Source organism: Streptomyces camponoticapitis (genome assembly GCF_014646115.1).
GTDB classification, from domain to species: domain Bacteria; phylum Actinomycetota; class Actinomycetes; order Streptomycetales; family Streptomycetaceae; genus Streptomyces; species Streptomyces camponoticapitis.
Map to the genome: position 1 here is coordinate 37,471 of NZ_BMMV01000032.1, position 18,659 is coordinate 56,129.

Sequence of the window (18,659 nt, forward strand, 5' to 3'; positions counted from 1 at the left end):
CTGCTTCCGGCGCCGTACGGGGAACGACGAGCACCTCATGAGGTGTCGCCCGGCTGCGGCTGCGGCTGCGGCTGCGGCTGCGGCTGCGGCTCCCGCCCCGACTCCGGTCCGGGCCGCGTCCGGGGTTCCGTCCTGCCTGGAGCGCCGTCCGCGGGAAGCCGGGAGCGGTGGAAGGCGTCGAACCGCGCTCCGGCGTCGCGGCCGGGCGGTACGGCCCGCGGCGCCGCGCCGTCGCGCGTACGGCCCCGCTCGCCCGTGCCGTCCGCGGGAGGCCGGTCGCGGTCGGCCGCGGCCATGGTGCGTCCCGGCGGCCGTACGGGCAGCCCGCCGGGCGTCGCCACGCGGGGGCCGTCGACGGGCCCGGCGGCTGACGGCAGTGGCACGGAACGCAGTTGGGCCGGCGGGCGCCTGACGGCGGGCTCGGGGACCGTAGGCGCCGGTGCGGGCGCCGCGTGCCGCCCGGACAGTTGGTGCACCGCGCTCCTCGGCTGGGCGAGGAGCTGCGGCGGGAAGAGGACGACCACTCCGGTGCCACCGCGTGAGGAGGGACGGAAGTTGACGCTCAGGTGGTACTTCTCGGCGAGCCGCCCGACGACGGCCAGCCCGAGCCGGGTGCCCTGGAGCGTGGCCAGGTCGTTGGCCCGTCCCGACACCGACTCCTCGGCGCGGCGCATGGCCGCGTCGGCCATCTTCAGGCCGCTGTCCTCGATGGTCACGACGATGCCCGCGGAGCGTTCCTCGACGTAGACGTGCACCTCGTCGATGGGCGGGGAGAAGTTGGCGGCGTTGTCCATGAGTTCGGCGAGCAGGTGCATCACGCCCTCGGCGGCGAATCCCGCGACGGCCGCGGTGCTTGAGCAGTGCAGCCGTACGCGCTGATAGGCGGCGATCCGGCCGACGGCGCCGCGCAGGATGCTCTCCATGCGGATCGGTTTGTTCCAGGCGCGGCTCGCCCGGCCGCCCATCAGCAGCGCCAGCCGGTCGGTCATCAGACCGAGTTGGGAGGTGTTGTGGTCGAGCCGCAGAAGATCGCCGAAGACCTCCTCGCCGTGACGTTCCTGCATCTCGCGGAGGTCGGCGAGCATGCTCACGGCCTTGGCCTGCACCCGGCTCAGGGCCTTGGCGCCGGCCGCCTGTGCGGCTGCGCCGCGCCGCTCGCTGACGGCGAAGTCCCGGACGATCGATTCGGTCAGGACCCGGAGGCGCGGATCGGACGGACGCTTCAGATCGGACAGTACGGTGTCGGCGCCCCGGCCCTCGCGGAGCCCGCCGAGCGCGGTGGGCAGGGTCACCGTGGACAGCAGGTCCAGATCGTCGGCCACCTGGCCCAGCCTGGCCACCGCGGTCTCGTGGTCGGCGACCGCGGCGGCGACGCGTCGCTCGCCGAGCGCCACCTCTGTCGCGAACGTCCCCAGTAGGCTACGCAGTTGGGCGTCGGCCGGCGGGGGAGTGGCGGCCAGCGCCTCCTCGGTGCTCGCGCCGTCGCGGAGCCGTTTGACCACGGTGGGGAGCGTGACGTTCACCAGATGGGCCGACTCCGCGCCGTTCCTCGCCAGTTGCGCGTGGAGCGCCTGGATCTCGCCGCCGGCCGTCGCCGATCCGCGTCGGTGACGCCGCAGTGTCAGCACGGCGCCGACGACGACGGAGGCGATGACCACCCAGGCGACGGCGAGCGTCGTCACCGCCCAACCGCGCGCGCCCGCCGGGGCGGTGGTGGCGGCGCCGGCGGCCGCTCCGGCCAGGAGCAGCAGGGCGGGGGGTCCGGCGAGCGACAGGGGGCGCGTTTTTCGTACGCGGTGGGGGCTCGGTGCGACAGGCACTGACATTCCGCGGTCCCTCGGTGTTCGAGTGCGGGGGGGAAACAGACCGGCCGACCGGCGCGCGGCGGCCGTGGTGGGAGGCGCCGGTCACCGACCGGAACGGTGAGGCCGGGTCGGGTGTGGCGTTGCCGTGTGTGACGTTCACGCTACTCAGACGGTGCGTCGCGGCAGGGGCGCCGGGGGCGAGTGACCACCAATGAGGGAGTCAGCCGGGAAGTCGCCCACGCGGACGGTGAGGTCGTGGTAGACGCGCGGGGCCGGTGGTGGCGTGGGGCGGCCGTTGAGTCTGGCCGTGGGGTGAACGTCACAACAGGGAGCGCCGACCGCCCGATACCGTGGGCGGGTGCCCAAGAGCCGAAACACGTTCTCCTCGCTGAGCGCCTGGCGCCGCCGCCTTGTCTCGCGCGCCGTCCAGGGCGGCTGGCGGTGGGTCCAGGAGGCGGGCGCGGTCAGCGCGGAGCATCCGGGAAAGCTGCGCTTCCGCCGGATCGGTACCGGGACCCGGCTCGCCTTCCCGCAGGGCACCGTCTTCGGTGAGGCGTGGATCGAGCTGGGTGACCACTGCGTCATAGGTGAACGCGTCACCCTGACCGCCGGGATGATGCCCGGCCTCGACCTGGGCGCGGAGCCGATCCTGCGGTTCGGTGACGGCGTCGTCCTCGGCCGCGGCAGCCATGTCATCGCCGACACGGCCGTGACCATAGGCTCGGACACCTACTGCGGGCCGTACGTCTACATCACCTCGACCAACCACAGTTACGACGATCCGCGGGAGCCCGTCGGCAAGCAGTGGCCCCGTACGGAACCGGTCTCCGTGGGGCCGGGCTGCTGGCTGGGCACCGGCGCGGTGATCCTCCCCGGGGCACGGCTGGGGCGCAACGTGGTGGTCGCGGCGGGGGCGGTCGTACGCGGTGAGGTGCCCGACCACTGTGTGGTGGCGGGGGCCCCCGCGCGGGTCGTACGGCGCTGGGACGAGGAGCGGGGCTGGCAGCCGCCGTTGCGTACGCCCGCGCCCGTACCGATCCCGGAGGGTGTCACTCCGGAGCAGCTGGTGGCGCTCTCCGAGCTGGATCCGGACCGGTCCTGACCGGACTGCCGCGGACGGGGGTCAGCCCGCCGCCAGCAGGACCGTGCCGATCAGCGCGAGCCCGGCGCCCGCCGCCTGGACCGCGCGCAGTCTCTCCTTCAGGACACCGCGTGCGGCCAGGGCCGTGATCACCGGATACAGGGAGGCGAGGACGGCCGCCACGGTCACGGGGCCGTTCTGCGCCGCGATCGAGTACGTCCCGTTGGCGGCCACGTCCGCGAGGCCGACGAACGCCAGCGCGGGCAGGGCCGTTCGGATCACCCGGCTCCCGCCGCCCTCGGGCAGCGCGGGCGCACCCCGCCGTACCGACACGTACAGCGCGGCCCCGCCGACAGCGACGTTGGTCACGCGCTGCACGAAGAGCGCCAGGAACAGGCCGGTGATCGTCGTCGACGCCTCGGAGATCAGCGCCATGACCGCGCCGAAGCCGAACGCGGCGACCAGCGTCAGCGCGATCGCCTGGCGCCGGACGGCCGCTCCGCGCAGTTCGGGCCCGCCGGCCAGCACGATGCCCACGACGGCCACGGCGATCCCGGCGACCTGGAGCAGTCCGGGCCGCTCACCGACGACGAGGCCCACGCCCACCGGTACGACCACGCCGATCGAGGCGAGCGGCGACACCACGCCCATCGGGCCGAGCGCGAGGGCTTTGTAGAAGGCGAGCATGGCGACGGGCCCGACGACTCCGGCCCCGACCGCGTACCAGAGCAGCGGTCCGGCCTCGGACCAGGCGCCGGTCGCGAGGACGATCGCACCGAGGACGACGACCGCTATCGCCTGCGAGACCACGACCACGGTCAGGGCGGGTACGCGCCGGGCGAGTACCCCACCGCCGAAGTCGGCCAGACCCCAGAGCAGGCATGTGGCCAGCGCGAACAGTGCGGTCATGACGCGAACCTCGCCAGTACAGTGTGGTGAACGGTTGGTACACCACACCGTAGTGCAGTCCATTGAACTCTGTCATTGAATATATTGGACGGAATGTGTCGGACCTCGATCAGCTGACCCAGTCGCTCGCCCGCAATCTCAAACGGTGGCGCGGCGAGAGAGCCTTCACCCTCGACGCCCTGGCGGCCCGGTCGGGCGTCAGCCGGGGCATGATCATCCAGATCGAGCAGGCCCGCACCAACCCCAGCGTCGGTACGACGGTGAAACTCGCCGACGCGCTCGGCATCAGCATCACCACACTCCTCGACTACGAGCAGGGCCCGCAGGTCAGGGTCGTACCCGCCGACCAGACCGTCCGTATGTGGTCCACCGAGGCGGGCAGCGCCACCGTCCTGCTGGTCGGGACCGAGTCCCGGGGCCCGCTCGAACTGTGGTCCTGGAAGCTGATGCCGGGCGAACACAGCGACTCCGACGCGCACCCGGAGGGCACGACCGAACTCCTGCACGTCACCGCGGGTGAGCTGACCCTCGTGGTGGACGGCGTGTCACATCCCGTCGCCGAGGGATCGTCCGCGGTTTTCGAGGCGAACGTGCCGCACACCTACCGCAACGACGGCGGGACGACGGTCGAGATGACCATGGCCGTCTCCATCCCGCCGGCGCGCTGAGCGCTTCCGCCGCCCGCCGCCGGTAGCCCGCCCCACCGGCCGTTCCGGGCCGTCGGGCCGCCTGTTAGCTTGACGCCCATGCGCGCCCCCATCGGAGACTTCGACAACGCCCGACCCGCCCCCGACTGCCTCGACCTGCTCACGGAGCCCGTCGCCGCCGCCGTACGGGCCTGGCAGGGCGATGTGCCCGCCGACCAACTGCTCTACGTGGACACCGACCCGGAGATCGCGGACACCGCCGCCTTCGTGGAGCACCACGGCGCCGATCTGCTCGACAGCTCGGCCAACTGCGTCGTCGTCGCGGGCAAGCGCGGCGGCGAATCCACGCTGGCCGCCTGTCTCGTGCTCTCCAGGACCCGCGTCGACGTCAACGGAGTCGTACGCAAACAACTGGGCGCGCGCAAGGCCTCGTTCGCCCCGATGGACACCGCGACCGGCGAGACGGGCATGGAGTACGGCGGCATCACCCCGATCGGCCTTCCCACCGGCTGGACCGTCCTCGTGGACGCCGCGGTGGTGGACACCGAATGGGTCCTGATCGGCAGCGGCCGCCGCCGGGGCAAGCTGATCGTCCCGGGCAAGGCGTTCGCCACCCTGCCGGGGGCCGTGATCATCGACGGTCTCGGCGTCATCGCGAACTGAAAGTCGCGACTGCCGGGCGGCCCGGCAGTCGCGACTCCAATCGAAGCTCTTCCGAAACGCTCAGCCCAGCAGTGGGATCTCGATCGCCGGGCAGCGGTCCATCACCATGTCGAGTCCGGCCGCCTGTGTACGCTCGTACGCCTGGTCGTCGATCACTCCGAGCTGGAACCAGACCGCCTTCGCGCCGATCGCGACCGCCTCGTCCGCGACAACGCCCGCCAGCTCGCTGTTGACGAAAACGTCCACCACGTCCACCGGGAACGGGATCTCCGCCAGCGACGCGTACCCCTTCTCCCCGTGGACCGTGTCCGCCTTGGGGTGGACGGGGACGACCCGCTTGCCGAAGCGCTGGAGCACCGACGCCACGCCGTACGCCGCCCGGGACCGGTTGTTGGAGAGGCCCACCACCGCCCAGGTGTCACCCGTGGAGGTCAGGATCCTGCGGATCGTCTCATCGTCTGCATACATGCAACTGACAACCGGGAGTACGGCCCCGCAATTCCCCCGCCGTACCCGGACCGGGGCCGGAGAGCCTAGGGTGGCGCGATGCATGAGCAGTACCGCACCGTCGCCCGACGGGGTATCCACGAGACCGAGGTCAACCGGTCGCGCTTCATCTGCGCGCTCGCCCCCGCCACCACCGAAGAGGAGGCGCAGGCCTTCGTCGCCGCCGTACGCCGGGAACACCCCACCGCCACACACAACTGCTTCGCCTACGTGATCGGCGCCGAAGCCTCCGTACAGAAGGCGAGCGACGACGGGGAGCCCGGTGGTACGGCCGGTGCGCCCATGCTGCAGATGCTGATGCGCCGGGACGTGCGGTATGTCGTCGCCGTCGTCACCCGCTACTACGGAGGCGTGAAGCTCGGCGCGGGAGGGCTGATCCGTGCGTACGGCGGCGCGGTCGGCGAAGCCCTCGACGCGGTCGGCACCGTCACCCGGCAGCGCTACCGGCTGGCCACGATCATCGTCGACCACCACCGGGCCGGAAAGCTGGAGAACGAACTCCGGGCCACCGGCCGCGCCGTACGCGACGTGCGGTACGCGGAGATAGTGACCATCGGGATCGGACTGCCGGACGCCGACGTCGACGCCTTCCGGGCCTGGCTCGCCGACACCACCGCCGGAACCGCCTTGCTGGCACTGGGCGGTGAAGCGTACGGCGACGTGTGAGCCGGAAGCCACCCGTGATGTCCGACCCCACCGTTACTCTCAAGGATCATGAGATTCCTGCACACGTCGGACTGGCACCTGGGACGGTCCTTCCACCGGGTCAGCCTTCTCGACGCACAGGCGGCCTTCCTCGACCATCTCGTGGCGACCGCGCTGACGCGGGAGGTGGACGCGGTCCTGGTGGCGGGCGACGTGTACGACCGGGCGGTGCCGCCGCTCTCCGCCGTTGAGCTCTTCGACCGGGCCCTGCACCGGCTCGCCGAGGCGCGCGTGCCCACGGTGATGATCTCCGGGAACCATGACTCGGCCCGCCGCCTCGGCGTCGGCGCCGGTCTCATCGACCACGCGGGCATCCATCTGCGCACCGACCCGGCGCGGTGCGCCACCCCCGTCGTGCTCCCCGACGTCCATGGCGACGTGGCCTTCTACGGACTGCCGTACCTCGAACCGTCCCTGGTCCGCGAGGAGTTCAAAGCCGCGAAGGCCGGACACGAGGCGGTGCTCGCAGCGGCGCTCGACCGCGTACGGGCCGACCTCGCCCAACGCCCGCACGGCACCCGCTCCGTGGTCCTCGCGCACGCCTTCGTGGCCGGCGGCGCCGCCAGCGACAGCGAGCGAGACATCACCGTCGGCGGCGTGTCCGCCGTGCCCACCGGCACGTTCGACGGTGTGGACTACGTCGCCCTCGGCCATCTGCACGGCTCGCAGGCACTCACCGAACGCGTCCGCTACTCCGGTTCACCCCTCGCGTACTCCTTCTCCGAGACCGACCACCGCAAGACCATGTGGCTCGTGGACCTCGGCCCCGGCGGCGAGATCGAGGCCGAACGGATCGACTGCCCCGTGCCACGCCCGCTGGCCCGCCTCCGGGGGGCCCTCGCCGACCTCCTGGACGACCCGGCGCTCACCCGCCACGAACAGGCCTGGATCGAGGCGACACTCACCGACCCCGTGCGTCCCGCCGAACCCATGGCACGCCTCGCCGAGCGCTTCCCGCACACCCTCAGCCTCGTCTTCGACCCCGACCGGGGCGACGAGGACACCGTCACGTCCTACGCGCAGCGCCTCGAAGGCCGCAGCGACCAGGAGATCGCCGAGGACTTCGTCGCGCACGTACGGGGCGGGGCCGGGCCCGACGACCGGGAGCGGACCGTGCTGCGCGGCGCCTTCGACCACGTACGGGTCGAGAACGCCGTGCGCGAGGTGACCGGATGAGACTCCACCGGCTGACCATCACCGCCTTCGGCCCCTTCGCCGACACCCAGGAGGTCGACTTCGACACCCTCCGCGCCGCGGGGATCTTCCTCCTGCACGGTGCGACGGGCGCCGGAAAGACCTCCGTTCTCGACGCCGTCTGCTACGCGCTGTACGACGCCGTGCCGGGCGCGCGCCAGCTCAAGGGCGGCGCCGCCAAGGACGCCTCGCTGCGCAGTGACCACGCGCCGGCGGGCACCTACACCGAGGTCCAGCTCGAACTGACCCTCGGCGAGCGGCGGTTGGAGATCACCCGCCGCCCGGCGCAGACACGCCCCAAGAAGCGCGGCACCGGCGTCACCACCGAGAAGGCGCAGAGCCTGCTGCGGGAGTACGACACCCCGGGCACCGGCTGGCGCGCGCTGAGCCGCTCCCACCAGGAGATCGGCGAGGAGATCGGCCAGCTGCTCGGCATGAGCCGGGAGCAGTTCTGCCAGGTCGTCCTCCTGCCGCAGGGCGACTTCGCGCGCTTCCTGCGCGCCGACGCCGAGGCGCGCGGCAAGTTGCTCGGCCGTCTCTTCGACACCCGCCGGTTCGCCGCCGTGGAGGACCGGCTCGCCGAGTTGCGCAGGGGCGCCGAACAGCAGGTACGGGCCGGGGACGAGCGGCTGCTCGGCGTCGCGCAGCGCATCGCCCAGGCGGCCGGCGCGGGCGGCGAACAGCCCCTGCCCGCACAGCATCCCGGCGACCCGGGCCTCGCCCCCGCCGTGCTGGCATGGGCGGCCGTCGCCCGCTCCACGGCGTACGAGCACGCGGACATCGCCGAGTCGGCCCTCGCGGGCGCCGAGAGCGGGCAGGCGGCGGCGCGCCGGCTGCTCGACTCGACACGTGAACTGGCCAGGCTGCAACAGCGGTTCGCCGACGGACAGCGACGGGCCGAGGCCCTCGAAGCCCGCCGTCCTCAGTACGAGGCGGCGCGGGCCCGGCTGGAACGGGCACGCAAGGCCGACCGGGTGGCCCCCGCCCTCACCCTGCGCGAGGACGCGGAGCGCGCGCACCGCACGGCCGCCACCGCACTCGACCGGGCACGCGCCCGCCTGCCCGCCGAGCTCACCGACACCGGCGCCGACCATCTCTCCGCCCTGGAGCGGAAGATGATCGAGGAGCTGGGCCGGGTCGACGCCGCCCGGGGCGCCGAGCGGCGCAGCGCCGAGATCGGCCGTGAGCGCGCCGAGCTGGACCGCCAGGCACGCGCCGACGAAGAGCTGCTGGCGGACGCCGCGGGTTGGCTCGCCGACTGGGACGCCACCCGCCGGGGACACCAGGAACGGATCGAGACGGCCCAGGAGGCAGCCACCCGCGCCGAACAGCTCGCGGGACAAATCGAACCGGCGCGCGGGCAACTCGCCGCCGCCCGCTCGCGCGACGCGCTCGAAGCACGGGCCGCCACGTCGCGGGGCCTCCTCAACAGCGCCCGCGAGCGCGCCAACGAGGCCAAGGAGACCTGGCTCGACCTGCGGGAGCGCCGGCTGCGCGGCATCGCCGCCGAACTCGCCGCCGGTCTCGTGCCCGGAGAGCCCTGCGCGGTCTGCGGCTCCGCCGACCACCCGGCCCCCGCGCGCCCCGGAGCGGGCCAGGTCGACCAGGCGGCGGAGGACGCCGCGTCCGCCGCCTCGCGGAGCGCCGAGGAGGCGGTGGCGGCGGCCGAGCGCGAACACGCCTCCGTACGAGAGGAGTACGCGGCCGCCCGGTCGACGGCCGGGGGATCCACCGTCGCCGAACTGGCCGCGCTCACCGAGCGCCTGTCCCGCGAGCACGCCGAGGCGCACCGCCTCGCGGCCGGCACGCACGCGGCCCGCGAGGCGCTCGACCGCGCCGAGCGGGAGCGCGAGGACCGGCTCACCGCACAGCAGTCGGCCGAGAACCGCGTCGCGGCCCGTACCTCACGGCGTGAGGCGCTCGATCGCGAACAGACCGCCCTCGAATCGGAACTCGTCCGCGCCCGGGGCGACGCCGGCAGCGTGGCCGCGAACGCCGATCGGCTGGCGGACAGGGCACGGCGGCTCGCCGAGGCGGCCGACGCCGTGAGGGACTTCGACACCACGGCACAGCGGCTCAAGGACGGCGACGACCGGCTCGCGGACGCCGCCTTCCGGGCCGGGTTCGACACCCCGCGCGAGGCGGCGGCGGCCATGCTCCCCGAGGTGGAACAACGCGGACTGACCCACCGGATGGACGACTGGCAGGCCGAGGCGGCCACCGTCGCCGACCGGCTCGCCGAGTCCGACGCGCGCGACGCCGCCGAGCGACCGCCCGCCAGGCTGGACGCGGCGCTCGTGTCGTACGAGACGGCCGAGTCGGCGCTGCGCGCCGCGTCCTCGGCGCTCGACGGGGCCCGGGCCCGGAGCGCCCAGCTGACCGGCCTGTCCCGGCAGGCCGAGGAGGAGGTACGGCGCCTCGGCCCCCTCCGTACGGAGTACGAGCGGGTGGCCCGCCTCGCCGCGCTCACCGCCGGCACGTCCACCGACAACGACCGCAAGATGCGCCTGGAGTCGTACGTCCTGGCCGCCCGGCTCGAACAGGTCGCCGCGGCGGCCACCGCGCGGCTGCTGCGCATGTCCTCGGGCCGCTACACCCTGGTCCACTCGGACGCGAGAGGCGGTGGCGGGAAGCGGTCCGGACTCGGACTCCATGTGGTCGACTCCTGGACGGGCAGTGCGCGGGACACGGCGACCCTCTCGGGAGGCGAGACGTTCTTCGTCTCCCTCGCGCTCGCCCTCGGCCTCGCCGACGTCGTCACCGACGAGGCGGGCGGCGCGCGCCTGGACACCCTCTTCATCGACGAGGGCTTCGGCAGCCTGGACGACCAGACGCTGGACGAGGTCCTGGACGTGCTGGACTCGCTGCGCGAACGCGACCGCAGTGTCGGGATAGTCAGCCATGTCGCCGACCTGCGCCGCCGGATCCCCACCCAACTGGAGGTGACGAAGTCACGGCGGGGCTCGACGGTCAGTCTCCGTACGGGTGGCACCGACGGCTGAGGGGTCCGACCGGGGCGCCGCGTCGCCGGGCCCGCCGGAATCCGTATGACAGCTCCCCGGCGGCCGACCATGATGGGTGACCATGCCTCAACTTCCCCAGCCCGGCGCCGAATCCCTGCGCCGTGAGCACATGCCCCTGCGGGGCCGTACCGCCCTCGTCACCGGCGCCAGCCGGCGCTCCGGCATCGGGTACGCCGTGGCCCGGCGGCTCGCCGCGTACGGCGCGAGCGTCTACCTCCACCACCATGTGCCGCACGACGAGACGCAGCCCTGGGGAGCGGACCCCGACGGGCCCGACGGAGTCGCCGCCGGGGTCCGCGAAGCCCTCGGCTTTCCGGGCGCCACCGTGGCGCACGGGCCCGGTGACCTGTCCGACCCCGAGGGTCCGGCCGAGGTCTTCGCGGCGGCCCGCGAGGCGCTCGGCGGAGTGGTCGACATCCTGGTGGCCAACCACGCCCGCAGCGGCGGCGACGGCACCCTCTGGGAGATCGACGCGGACATGCTCGACGCGCACTGGGCGACCAACACCCGCTCCGTGATCCAACTGGTCCAGGAGTACGCCAAGGCCCGCGTCGCCCATCCGGTGCGGATCAGGCACGGCAGCCGCGTCGTGATGATGACCTCCGGCCAGAACCTGCGGGGCGGCATGCCCGGGGAGATCGCCTACAGCCTGTCCAAGGGCGCCCTCGCCTCGGCGACCCATACCCTGGCCGCCTCGCTCGGCCACGCCGGGATCACGGTCAACACGGTCAACCCGGGCCCCGTGGACACCGATTACCTCACCGGCGAGGCGTACGACCGGATCGCCGGGATGTTCCCGGCCGGGCGGTGGGGGATGCCCGACGACCCGGCGCGGCTGATCGCCTGGCTCGCCACGGACGAGGCCGCGTGGATCACCGGCCAGGTCATCAACTCGGAGGGCGGCTTCCTGCTGAGCGGCGAGAACTTCACCCCCGTACCGGGCGGCCCCTGGCCCCGGGGACGCCCGGCGGACCTGCCACGCCCGCTCCCGGACGGAGGGACGGTCTAGGTCGTGTCTTCGAAGTAGCCGTCCGCCCGCAGGGCGGGGCCCGCGGCGGCTGGTGCGGTGCATCGCGAGGCGGAGGATCGTCCTCGTACTGGGCGTACTTGGACGGCTCCGACAACGCGGCGAGGTGCCGTGCCAGGCGTCGCGGGCCAGGCGGGACTTTGAAGACACGACCTGGGACCCCGGGGCCCCTGGCCCCGGTGGCCGGGGCGAGCGCGGTGAACAGCTCCGTCGTCCCGTGAAGTCCTTCGGACTCGGCCGCACGTGGTCGTGAGAGGCCACCGGGGCGCCCGCAGGTCTGGAGTCGTACGAGCGGGCACCCGGCGCCGTGACGCCGGGCGCCGCGGCTCAGAGCTTGGACAGCTCGTCCACCAGATCGTCCAGTCCCAGCGAACCCTGCGACAGCGCCGCCATGTGCCACGCCTTCGCGTCGAACGCGTCGCCGTGCCGCTCGCGCGCGTTCGCGCGGCCCAGCAGCCACGCCCGCTCACCCAGCTTGTAGCCGATCGCCTGGGCGGGCATCGACAGATAGCGGGTCAGCTCGCTCTCCACGAACTCCGCCGGCCTGCCGCTGTGCATACCGAAGAACTCCTGCGCCAGAGCGGGCGTCCAGCGCTCACCCGGATGGAACGGCGAGTCCTCGGGGATCTCCAGCCCCAGATGCATGCCGATGTCCACGATGACCCGGCAGGCCCGCATCATCTGCGCGTCGAGATAGCCGAGCCTGCGCTCCGCGTCCGGCAGGAAGCCCAGCTCGTCCATCAGCCGCTCCGCGTAGAGCGCCCAGCCCTCGGCGTTCGCGCTGACACCGCCCACGGACGCCTGGTAGCGGGAGAGCTGGTCGGCCACATGGGTCCACTGCGCGATCTGCAGGTGATGGCCGGGGACGCCCTCGTGGTACCAGGTCGAGACCAGGTCGTACACCGGGAACCGCGTCTCACCCATCGTCGGCAGCCAGGTGGTGCCGGGACGGGAGAAGTCCTCCGAGGGGCCGGTGTAGTACGGCGCCGCCGCGCCCCCGGGCGGGGCGATGCGGGACTCCACCTTCCTTACCCGGTCGGCGAGTTCGAAGTGCGTGCCGTCCAGCGCCTCGATGGCCTCGTCCATCAGGGACTGGAGCCACTCGCGTACCTCGTCCACCCCCTCGATGTGCTCTCCGTGTTCGTCGAGATGGGCCAGCGCCTCCCAGGGGGACGCGCCGGGCAGGATCTTGGCGGCCTCGGCGGTCATCTCGGCGTAGAGCCGGTGGTACTCGGACCAGCCGTAGGCGTATGCCTCGTCCAGATCGAGGTCGGTGCCGTTGAAATACCGCGACCAGCGGGCGTAGCGCTCACGGCCCACGGTGTCGGGCGCGGACTCGACGGCCGGCGCGTACACGTCGCGCATCCAGTCGCGCAGTTCGACGACGGCGCCGGTGGCGGCGACCGCCGCCGCGTCCAGCTCCGTACGCAGCGATTCGGGCCCGGCCGAGGCGAACTCCTCGAACCAGCCGCGGCCGTCGCCCGCCCACTCCGTGAGCTGGGTGACGAAGGTCGCGGTCGGCCGGGGCCCGCCCAGCAGCTTCCGCTCCAGGCCGAGGGCCAGCGACTCGCGGAACCCGTTCAGCGCGGCCGGTACGGCGCGCAGGCGCTGGGCCACAGCCGCCCAGTCCTCGTCCGTCTCGGTGGGCGTCACGGTGAAGATCTCGCGGACGGAGTGGGCGGGGGAGTGGATGTTGCTGACGGCGCGCAGATGCTCCTGGGCGTCGTGGACGGCGAGTTCGGCGGTCAGCCGTTCGCGGAGAAGCCTCGCGCAGCGGCGTTCCTGGTCGCTGTCGGCTCCCGGCAGCTTCGTCGCGATGTCGAGTTCGGCGAGAGTCTCGCGGGCGAGGTCGGCGAGCGCCCGCGCTCCGGCCGGTGAGTAGTCGGGAAGGCGGCTGGAACTGGCCGCGACGCCCAGGAAGGTACCGGTGATCGGATCGAGTTCGATGAGTGCGTCGACATAGGCGTCGGCGACCTGGCGGGGCAGCGCGCTGCTGGAAGTGTCTGGCATGGGCCACATCCTCTCCGAGCGAGGACCGCGCCGTCACCCCGCTTCAGGGCCGCGTCGTCGGCTGATTGGCTGATGAAGGGGGCATAAGGGGACCGCAGTCCCACTGCTGGAAGACCAATCGCGTCTCGACACGGGCCACTTCGGGCCGTGAGGTGAATTCGTCCACCACGAGCCGCTGGAGGTCCGCGGTGTCCGCCACCGCCACATGGACCAGATAATCGTCGGGCCCCGTCAGATGGAACAGCGCGCGGGACTCGGGCAGGCCGCGTATTCGCTCCACGAACGGTCTGATCAGCTCACGGCGGTGCGGCCGGACCTGCACGGACAGCAGGGCCTGGAGCCCACGGCCGATTTTGGCCGGATCGAGGCGCAGCTGATGCCCCAGGATCACCCCGGACCGCCGCAGCCTCGCCACCCGGTCCAGACAGGTCGACGCGGCCACCCCGACCTCGGCGGCGATCTCCCGGTAGGTGGTCCGTGCGTCGTTCTGCAGCAGGCGAAGAATGTGCAGATCGACCGGGTCAAGGACGACTGACTCGCTCATCCGGCGAACGTAGCACGGAGGATCCCCCGCGCTTCCCGGTGGATGTTCAGAGTGGGGGCCATGAATCCCATGGATGCCGACGGCACGGCCGAGGCCGTAGCCGCCCCCTTCGCCGGTACGTTCCCCCGGACCCTTCCCCGAGCCCTCGCGACCGAGGCCGTGCACGCGGGGCGCGAGGACCTCGCGCGGCTCGGTGTGCACGCGGCGCCGATCGATCTGTCGACGACCTACCCCTCCTACGACACCCGTGCCGAGGCCGCGCGGATAGATGAGTTCGCCGCCACCGGCGCACGGCCCGAGGGACCGCCCGTCTACGCGCGCCTCGACAACCCGACGACGGCCCGGTTCGAGACGGCGCTCGCACGGCTGGAGGGCGCCGAGAGCGCCGTGGCCTTCGCCAGCGGCATGGCGGCGCTGACGGCCGTCCTGCTCGTACGGTCCGCCATGGGGCTGCGCCATGTCGTCGCGGTGCGGCCTCTGTACGGATGCAGCGACCACCTCCTGAACGCCGGGCTCCTCGGTACGGAGGTCACCTGGACCGATCCGGCGGGCATCGCCGACGCGATCCGCCCGGACACCGGGCTGGTGTTGGTGGAGACCCCCGCGAACCCGACGCTCGCGGAGGTCGACATCGCCGCCGTCGCACACTCCTGCGGCTCGATTCCGCTGCTGGTCGACAACACGTTCGCGACGCCCGTCCTGCAGCGGCCCGTGGAGCACGGGGCGCGGCTCGTCCTGCACAGCGCGACGAAGTATCTCGGCGGCCATGGCGATGTCCTCGGCGGTGTGGTCGCGTGCGACGAGGAGTTCGCGCGGGGGCTGCGTCAGGTGCGGTTCGCGACCGGTGGTGTGCTGCACCCGATGGCCGGTTATCTGCTGCTGCGCGGTCTGTCCACGCTGCCGGTACGGGTACGGGCCGCCTCGGCCACGGCGGCGGACCTGGCCCGCAGACTGGCGACCGACCCGCGCATCGCCCGGGTGCACTACCCGGCCATCGGCGGTGCGATGGTCTCCTTCGAGGTGTACGGGGACCCGCACGAGGTGATCGCCGGTGTCCGGCTGATCACCCCGGCGGTGAGCCTGGGCAGCGTGGACTCGCTCATCCAGCATCCGGCCTCCATCAGCCACCGTGTCGTGGCGGAGGGAGACCGGCGGTCGGCCGGGGTGAGCGACCGGCTGCTGCGGATGTCGGTCGGCCTGGAGGACGTCGAGGACCTCTGGCGGGATCTGACCGAGGCGCTCAGCGCCCGGCCTGGTCGGGCAGAGCGATCTCCTGAGTCCCGTACGGTGCCTCGTCCGTCCCCTTCAACCGGGCGGTGACGACGAGCGTGCCACCCTCTATCTGGTAGTCGAGGGGCAGACCGAGTCCGCGCATGGCGGCGACCATGCCGGTGTTGGACGCCTGCGTGACGGCGTACACGCTGGTGGAACCCGCCTCGACGGCGAGCGCGATGAGCCGGCCGAGCAGTTCGGAGCCGATACCGCGGCGCTGCCAGGCGTCCTCGACGATCAGCGCGACCTCGGTCTCGTCCCCGTCCCAGAGCAGATGGCCGAGCGCGACGAGCCGTCCGGACGCGGTCTGGACCTTGAGCGTCCGCCCGTGGCGCGGGCTCAGCAGATGGTCGAGATAGCGGTCGGTGTCGTCGACCGGCCCGTGGTAGCGCAGGCCCAGGGTGTGGTCCGAGCAGCGCTCGTGCATCGCCGACGCCGCGTCGACGTCGCTCTGGTCCGCGCGGCGCACGGTGATCGCGTTGCCCTCGGGCAGCGTCAGGACGTCCCGGCCGCGCGGGACACGCGGGCCGAGGCGCGCGTCGAGCTCGACCAGGGCGCGGGCCCTGGCGAACTCGGCCGGGGTGAACGGAAGGTGGTGGCGCTCGACGCTGATCACGCCGCCGTTCGGGTCGCGCATCCGCATCGTGGTGCCCTCCAGGACGCCCTCGACAGGGGCGTTCTCGCCGGTCGGGCGGCCGGTGAGGGTGGTTGCGGGAAGCGAGTGGATCGTGCAGCGGCCGAGCAACTGGCGCAGGGCGAGGGGCAGTTCGGCGGCGTCCAGGGCCGTACGGGTGGCGAGGCCGAGCACCCGGGTGGGCGCGTCGACGAGCTCGTGCGCGTCGGCGCGCTCGATCCAGATGTCGCTGCCGCCCGCGCGGGAGATCTCGTCGGTGAGCCGGCGCGCGGGCAGCGAGGCAGGCGCGCGCAGCAGGAACTCGTCCACGGTGCCGGTCGCCAGGGGGTGGGTCTGGAGGGTGAGGATGTCCACCCGGCGGCGGGCGAGGACCGTGCAGAGCGCGGCCAGCGAACCGGGGGCGTCGCGCACCGTGGCACGCATCCGCCACAGCGTGGTGGCACTGCCGGCCTCGGCGCCGGCACCGGGCTCGGCGCCGGCCCGCGGGTCGCCCCACCTGCCCGACGGCGTGTCGGCGGGCCGCGCGTCGACCGGGTGTCCGCCGTGGTGGCGTGACCACCAGGTGTGGAACGCGGCCGTGATGGCCAGGGCGATCGCCGAGGCGACAAGCAGGATGGGGCCGTCCGGTCCGTGCACGATCATGTTCGCGACAGCGTCGGCGACCGCGACCGCCGTGAACAGGGCGGCCAGTTCGACGAGATCCCGGCGCCAGTGGTGGGGGCGGCGGGCACTCTTCGATGAAGTCACATCGGTCATGACCTCACTGTGACCCAGTGGTGTTGCGCGATCACGAACGTACTGTGACTGATGGGTAAAAGATGCTTCTGTTCCCCTATCAACTACTTTTGGCTGATTTTTGACGCGAGCTGACCATTCCCCGCGAAGCAGCTGAGGAAGCCCGGGGGAGAGCGCGACCGGCGACGGTCGGGGGACGGGGGCTGTTCACCCGTCACACCGGCGAGGCTACCCCCTCCCGGACGCACGGGCACCTCGCGGTACCCGTGCTTCTCCAGGCGGGAACTACTGGCCGACGCGGCCCGGCTTCAGCACCTTGGTGAACAGCACCTTGTTCCCCTGCGCCCGCAGGCGCACCGTCAACTCGCCGCTGCCGCCGTCGATGTCGACCTCGCCGAAGTACTGCGACGACTCCATAGGCGAGACGTTCGCCCGGTCCGGGGCCTGGACGAAGACGCGGTTCGGCCCGAACGTCGAGTCCAGCGCGTTCGCCTGGAAACCGCCTGCCGCCAGCGGGCCCGACACGAACTCCCAGAACGGCGCGAAGTCCTTGAAGGCCGCCTTCTCCGGCTCGTAGTGCTGCGCCGACGTGTAGTGCACGTCCGCGGTCAGCCACACCGTGCCGGTGATCCGCCGGTGCTTTATGAACCGCAGCAGATCGGCGATCTGGAGCTCCCGCCCCAGCGGCGCGCCCGGGTCACCCTGCGCGACGGCCTCGATGTTCGCCGTGCCGTCCGGTACGACGAGACCGATCGGCATGTCGGCGGCGATCACCTTCCACACCGCGCGCGAACGCGACAACTCGCGCTTCAGCCATTCGAGTTGCTCGGCGCCCAGGATGCCCGTGGTGTCGTCGGCCTGCCGGCCGGGGGAGTTGGCGTTCCGGAACGAGCGCATGTCCAGGACGAACACGTCGAGCAGCGGCCCGTACCGCACCACCCGGTGCACCCGCCGGTCCTCACCGCGCGCCCGGAGCGTGGTCACGGGGAAGTACTCGCCGAACGCCTGGAACGAGCGCGCCGCCAGCACGTCGACGTCCTTCTCCTGGTATCGGACGTCGTCCAGGATCTGGCCGGGGTACCAGTTGTTGCGCACCTCGTGGTCGTCCCACTGCACGATCGTCGGCACCTGGGCGTTGAACCGGCGGACGTTCTGGTCGAGCAGGTTGTAACGGAACTGCCCCCGGTACTCGTTCAGCGTCTCGGCGACCTTCGACTTCTCCTCCGTGACGATGTTGCGCCAGATCCGCCCGTCCGGCAGCGTCACCGACGGCTCCAGCGGACCGTCCGCGTAGACGGTGTCGCCGCTGCACAGGAAGAAGTCCGGGTCGAGCCTGCGCATGTCGTCGTACGCGCGGTAGCCGCCGATGTCCGGGTTGATGCCCCAGCCCTGGCCGGCGATGTCGCCCGACCACAGGAAGCGCACCCCCTGCCGGCGCCGCGCCGGAGCCGTACGGAACGTGCCGTGCACCGGCTCGCCCGTACGCCGTGGATTGTCCGGATCGGCGAGCGTCACCCGGTAGTGCACCTGCTCACCGGCGGGCAGTCCGCGCAGCGCAGTCGTCCCCGTGAAGTCGCTGCCGGCGCCGAGGATCGGGCCGTGCCACGTGCGGCTGTCGCGGAAGGAACCGGTCGCCGAGGTCTCCACCACCATCCGCGCGGGACGGTCGGAACGGATCCACACCAGACCGGAGGACGAGGTGACATCGCCCACCTGGACCCCCCAGTCGGCGCTCGGCCGGCCGGAGAGCGCCTGGGCGGGTGCGGCGCCGGCGACGGTCCCGGCCACGACGGCGGCGGTCGTCGGCAGGGCCAGTGCGGCGGAGGCGCCGAGGGAGCCGCGCAGTACGGTGCGGCGGTCCGTGGCGGGATTCCGGGGGCTGTTCGTCATCGATGTGCCTCCT

Annotated in this window: 15 protein-coding genes; 8 read left to right on the forward strand and 7 right to left on the reverse strand. The window is 72.6% G+C overall.

Annotated elements, in window-relative coordinates; translation table 11 throughout:
- Positions 1-35 precede the first annotated feature (35 nt).
- Positions 36-1,826, reverse strand: coding sequence for a sensor histidine kinase (locus IEY79_RS33295; RefSeq protein WP_189111380.1), 1,791 nt, complete (start codon positions 1,824-1,826; stop codon positions 36-38).
- Between the two features lie 337 nt (positions 1,827-2,163).
- Between IEY79_RS33295 and IEY79_RS33300 the strand changes: the two genes are divergently transcribed.
- Entirely contained in the window at positions 2,164-2,907 is a 744-nt protein-coding gene (locus IEY79_RS33300; protein WP_189111381.1) for an acyltransferase, read from the forward strand.
- A 21-nt stretch (positions 2,908-2,928) separates the two neighbouring features.
- Here IEY79_RS33300 and IEY79_RS33305 read toward each other — a convergent pair whose 3' ends face one another.
- The gene (locus IEY79_RS33305; protein WP_189111382.1) at positions 2,929-3,795 is read right to left on the reverse strand and encodes a DMT family transporter; all 867 of its coding nucleotides are present in this window, start codon (positions 3,793-3,795) and stop codon (positions 2,929-2,931) included.
- Between the two features lie 95 nt (positions 3,796-3,890).
- On the opposite strand from IEY79_RS33305, the gene IEY79_RS33310 reads away from it, so the two are divergent.
- Together IEY79_RS33310 and IEY79_RS33315 are read left to right on the forward strand one after the other, a co-directional pair.
- On the forward strand, positions 3,891-4,463 hold the full coding sequence (locus IEY79_RS33310) for a helix-turn-helix domain-containing protein (RefSeq protein ID WP_189111383.1): 573 nt from the start codon (positions 3,891-3,893) through the stop codon (positions 4,461-4,463).
- Positions 4,464-4,541: 78 nt separating this feature from the next.
- Positions 4,542-5,105: a YbaK/EbsC family protein gene (locus IEY79_RS33315; protein ID WP_189111384.1), complete on the forward strand. Its 564-nt coding sequence runs from the start codon at positions 4,542-4,544 to the stop codon at positions 5,103-5,105.
- A 60-nt stretch (positions 5,106-5,165) separates the two neighbouring features.
- Here IEY79_RS33315 and IEY79_RS33320 read toward each other — a convergent pair whose 3' ends face one another.
- The gene (locus tag IEY79_RS33320) at positions 5,166-5,573 is read right to left on the reverse strand and encodes a CoA-binding protein (RefSeq protein WP_189111385.1); all 408 of its coding nucleotides are present in this window, start codon (positions 5,571-5,573) and stop codon (positions 5,166-5,168) included.
- A gap of 78 nt (positions 5,574-5,651) precedes the next feature.
- On the opposite strand from IEY79_RS33320, the gene IEY79_RS33325 reads away from it, so the two are divergent.
- The 4 genes from IEY79_RS33325 to IEY79_RS33340 all read left to right on the forward strand — a co-directional run bounded on the left by IEY79_RS33325 (position 5,652) and on the right by IEY79_RS33340 (position 11,543).
- Entirely contained in the window at positions 5,652-6,278 is a 627-nt protein-coding gene (locus tag IEY79_RS33325) for a YigZ family protein (RefSeq protein WP_189111386.1), read from the forward strand.
- 48 nt (positions 6,279-6,326) lie between these two features.
- The gene (locus IEY79_RS33330; RefSeq protein ID WP_189111387.1) at positions 6,327-7,493 is read left to right on the forward strand and encodes an exonuclease SbcCD subunit D; all 1,167 of its coding nucleotides are present in this window, start codon (positions 6,327-6,329) and stop codon (positions 7,491-7,493) included.
- Entirely contained in the window at positions 7,490-10,513 is a 3,024-nt protein-coding gene (locus IEY79_RS33335; protein WP_189111388.1) for an AAA family ATPase, read from the forward strand. The genes IEY79_RS33330 and IEY79_RS33335 overlap by 4 nt, the downstream gene beginning before the upstream one ends.
- A gap of 82 nt (positions 10,514-10,595) precedes the next feature.
- Positions 10,596-11,543, forward strand: a complete 948-nt coding sequence (locus IEY79_RS33340) for an SDR family oxidoreductase (RefSeq protein WP_189111389.1) — start codon at positions 10,596-10,598, stop codon at positions 11,541-11,543.
- Positions 11,544-11,888: 345 nt separating this feature from the next.
- On the opposite strand, the gene IEY79_RS33345 is transcribed toward IEY79_RS33340, so the two are convergent.
- Both IEY79_RS33345 and IEY79_RS33350 read right to left on the reverse strand, forming a co-directional pair.
- On the reverse strand, positions 11,889-13,571 hold the full coding sequence (locus IEY79_RS33345; RefSeq protein ID WP_189111390.1) for a DUF885 domain-containing protein: 1,683 nt from the start codon (positions 13,569-13,571) through the stop codon (positions 11,889-11,891).
- Between the two features lie 43 nt (positions 13,572-13,614).
- Positions 13,615-14,115 carry an Lrp/AsnC family transcriptional regulator gene (locus IEY79_RS33350; RefSeq protein WP_189111391.1) on the reverse strand — a complete coding sequence of 167 codons (501 nt, stop codon included), beginning with the start codon at positions 14,113-14,115 and terminating at the stop codon, positions 13,615-13,617.
- A gap of 69 nt (positions 14,116-14,184) precedes the next feature.
- Between IEY79_RS33350 and IEY79_RS33355 the strand changes: the two genes are divergently transcribed.
- Positions 14,185-15,435 carry a trans-sulfuration enzyme family protein gene (locus IEY79_RS33355; protein ID WP_229701351.1) on the forward strand — a complete coding sequence of 417 codons (1,251 nt, stop codon included), beginning with the start codon at positions 14,185-14,187 and terminating at the stop codon, positions 15,433-15,435.
- On the opposite strand, the gene IEY79_RS33360 is transcribed toward IEY79_RS33355, so the two are convergent.
- Both IEY79_RS33360 and IEY79_RS33365 read right to left on the reverse strand, forming a co-directional pair.
- A complete protein-coding gene (locus IEY79_RS33360; protein ID WP_229701349.1) occupies positions 15,356-16,777 on the reverse strand; it encodes a GNAT family N-acetyltransferase in 1,422 nt (473 codons plus the stop codon). The genes IEY79_RS33355 and IEY79_RS33360 overlap by 80 nt on opposite strands.
- 264 nt (positions 16,778-17,041) lie before the next feature.
- On the reverse strand, positions 17,042-18,646 hold the full coding sequence (locus IEY79_RS33365) for an alkaline phosphatase D family protein (RefSeq protein WP_189111392.1): 1,605 nt from the start codon (positions 18,644-18,646) through the stop codon (positions 17,042-17,044).
- Positions 18,647-18,659: the final 13 nt, after the last annotated feature.

Excerpts from the sequence above, each read along its gene's own strand:
- IEY79_RS33295 (WP_189111380.1), bottom strand. The coding sequence starts at position 1,826 with ATGTCAGTGCCTGTCGCACCGAGCCCCCACCGCGTACGAAAAACGCGC.
- IEY79_RS33365 (WP_189111392.1), bottom strand. The coding sequence starts at position 18,646 with ATGACGAACAGCCCCCGGAATCCCGCCACGGACCGCCGCACCGTACTG.
- IEY79_RS33315 (WP_189111384.1), top strand. The coding sequence starts at position 4,542 with ATGCGCGCCCCCATCGGAGACTTCGACAACGCCCGACCCGCCCCCGAC.
- IEY79_RS33335 (WP_189111388.1), top strand. The coding sequence starts at position 7,490 with ATGAGACTCCACCGGCTGACCATCACCGCCTTCGGCCCCTTCGCCGAC.
- IEY79_RS33305 (WP_189111382.1), bottom strand. The coding sequence starts at position 3,795 with ATGACCGCACTGTTCGCGCTGGCCACATGCCTGCTCTGGGGTCTGGCC.
- IEY79_RS33345 (WP_189111390.1), bottom strand. The coding sequence starts at position 13,571 with ATGCCAGACACTTCCAGCAGCGCGCTGCCCCGCCAGGTCGCCGACGCC.
- IEY79_RS33320 (WP_189111385.1), bottom strand. The coding sequence starts at position 5,573 with ATGTATGCAGACGATGAGACGATCCGCAGGATCCTGACCTCCACGGGT.
- IEY79_RS33330 (WP_189111387.1), top strand. The coding sequence starts at position 6,327 with ATGAGATTCCTGCACACGTCGGACTGGCACCTGGGACGGTCCTTCCAC.
- IEY79_RS33355 (WP_229701351.1), top strand. The coding sequence starts at position 14,185 with ATGGATGCCGACGGCACGGCCGAGGCCGTAGCCGCCCCCTTCGCCGGT.
- IEY79_RS33350 (WP_189111391.1), bottom strand. The coding sequence starts at position 14,115 with ATGAGCGAGTCAGTCGTCCTTGACCCGGTCGATCTGCACATTCTTCGC.
- IEY79_RS33360 (WP_229701349.1), bottom strand. The coding sequence starts at position 16,777 with ATGACCGATGTGACTTCATCGAAGAGTGCCCGCCGCCCCCACCACTGG.
- IEY79_RS33325 (WP_189111386.1), top strand. The coding sequence starts at position 5,652 with ATGCATGAGCAGTACCGCACCGTCGCCCGACGGGGTATCCACGAGACC.
- IEY79_RS33340 (WP_189111389.1), top strand. The coding sequence starts at position 10,596 with ATGCCTCAACTTCCCCAGCCCGGCGCCGAATCCCTGCGCCGTGAGCAC.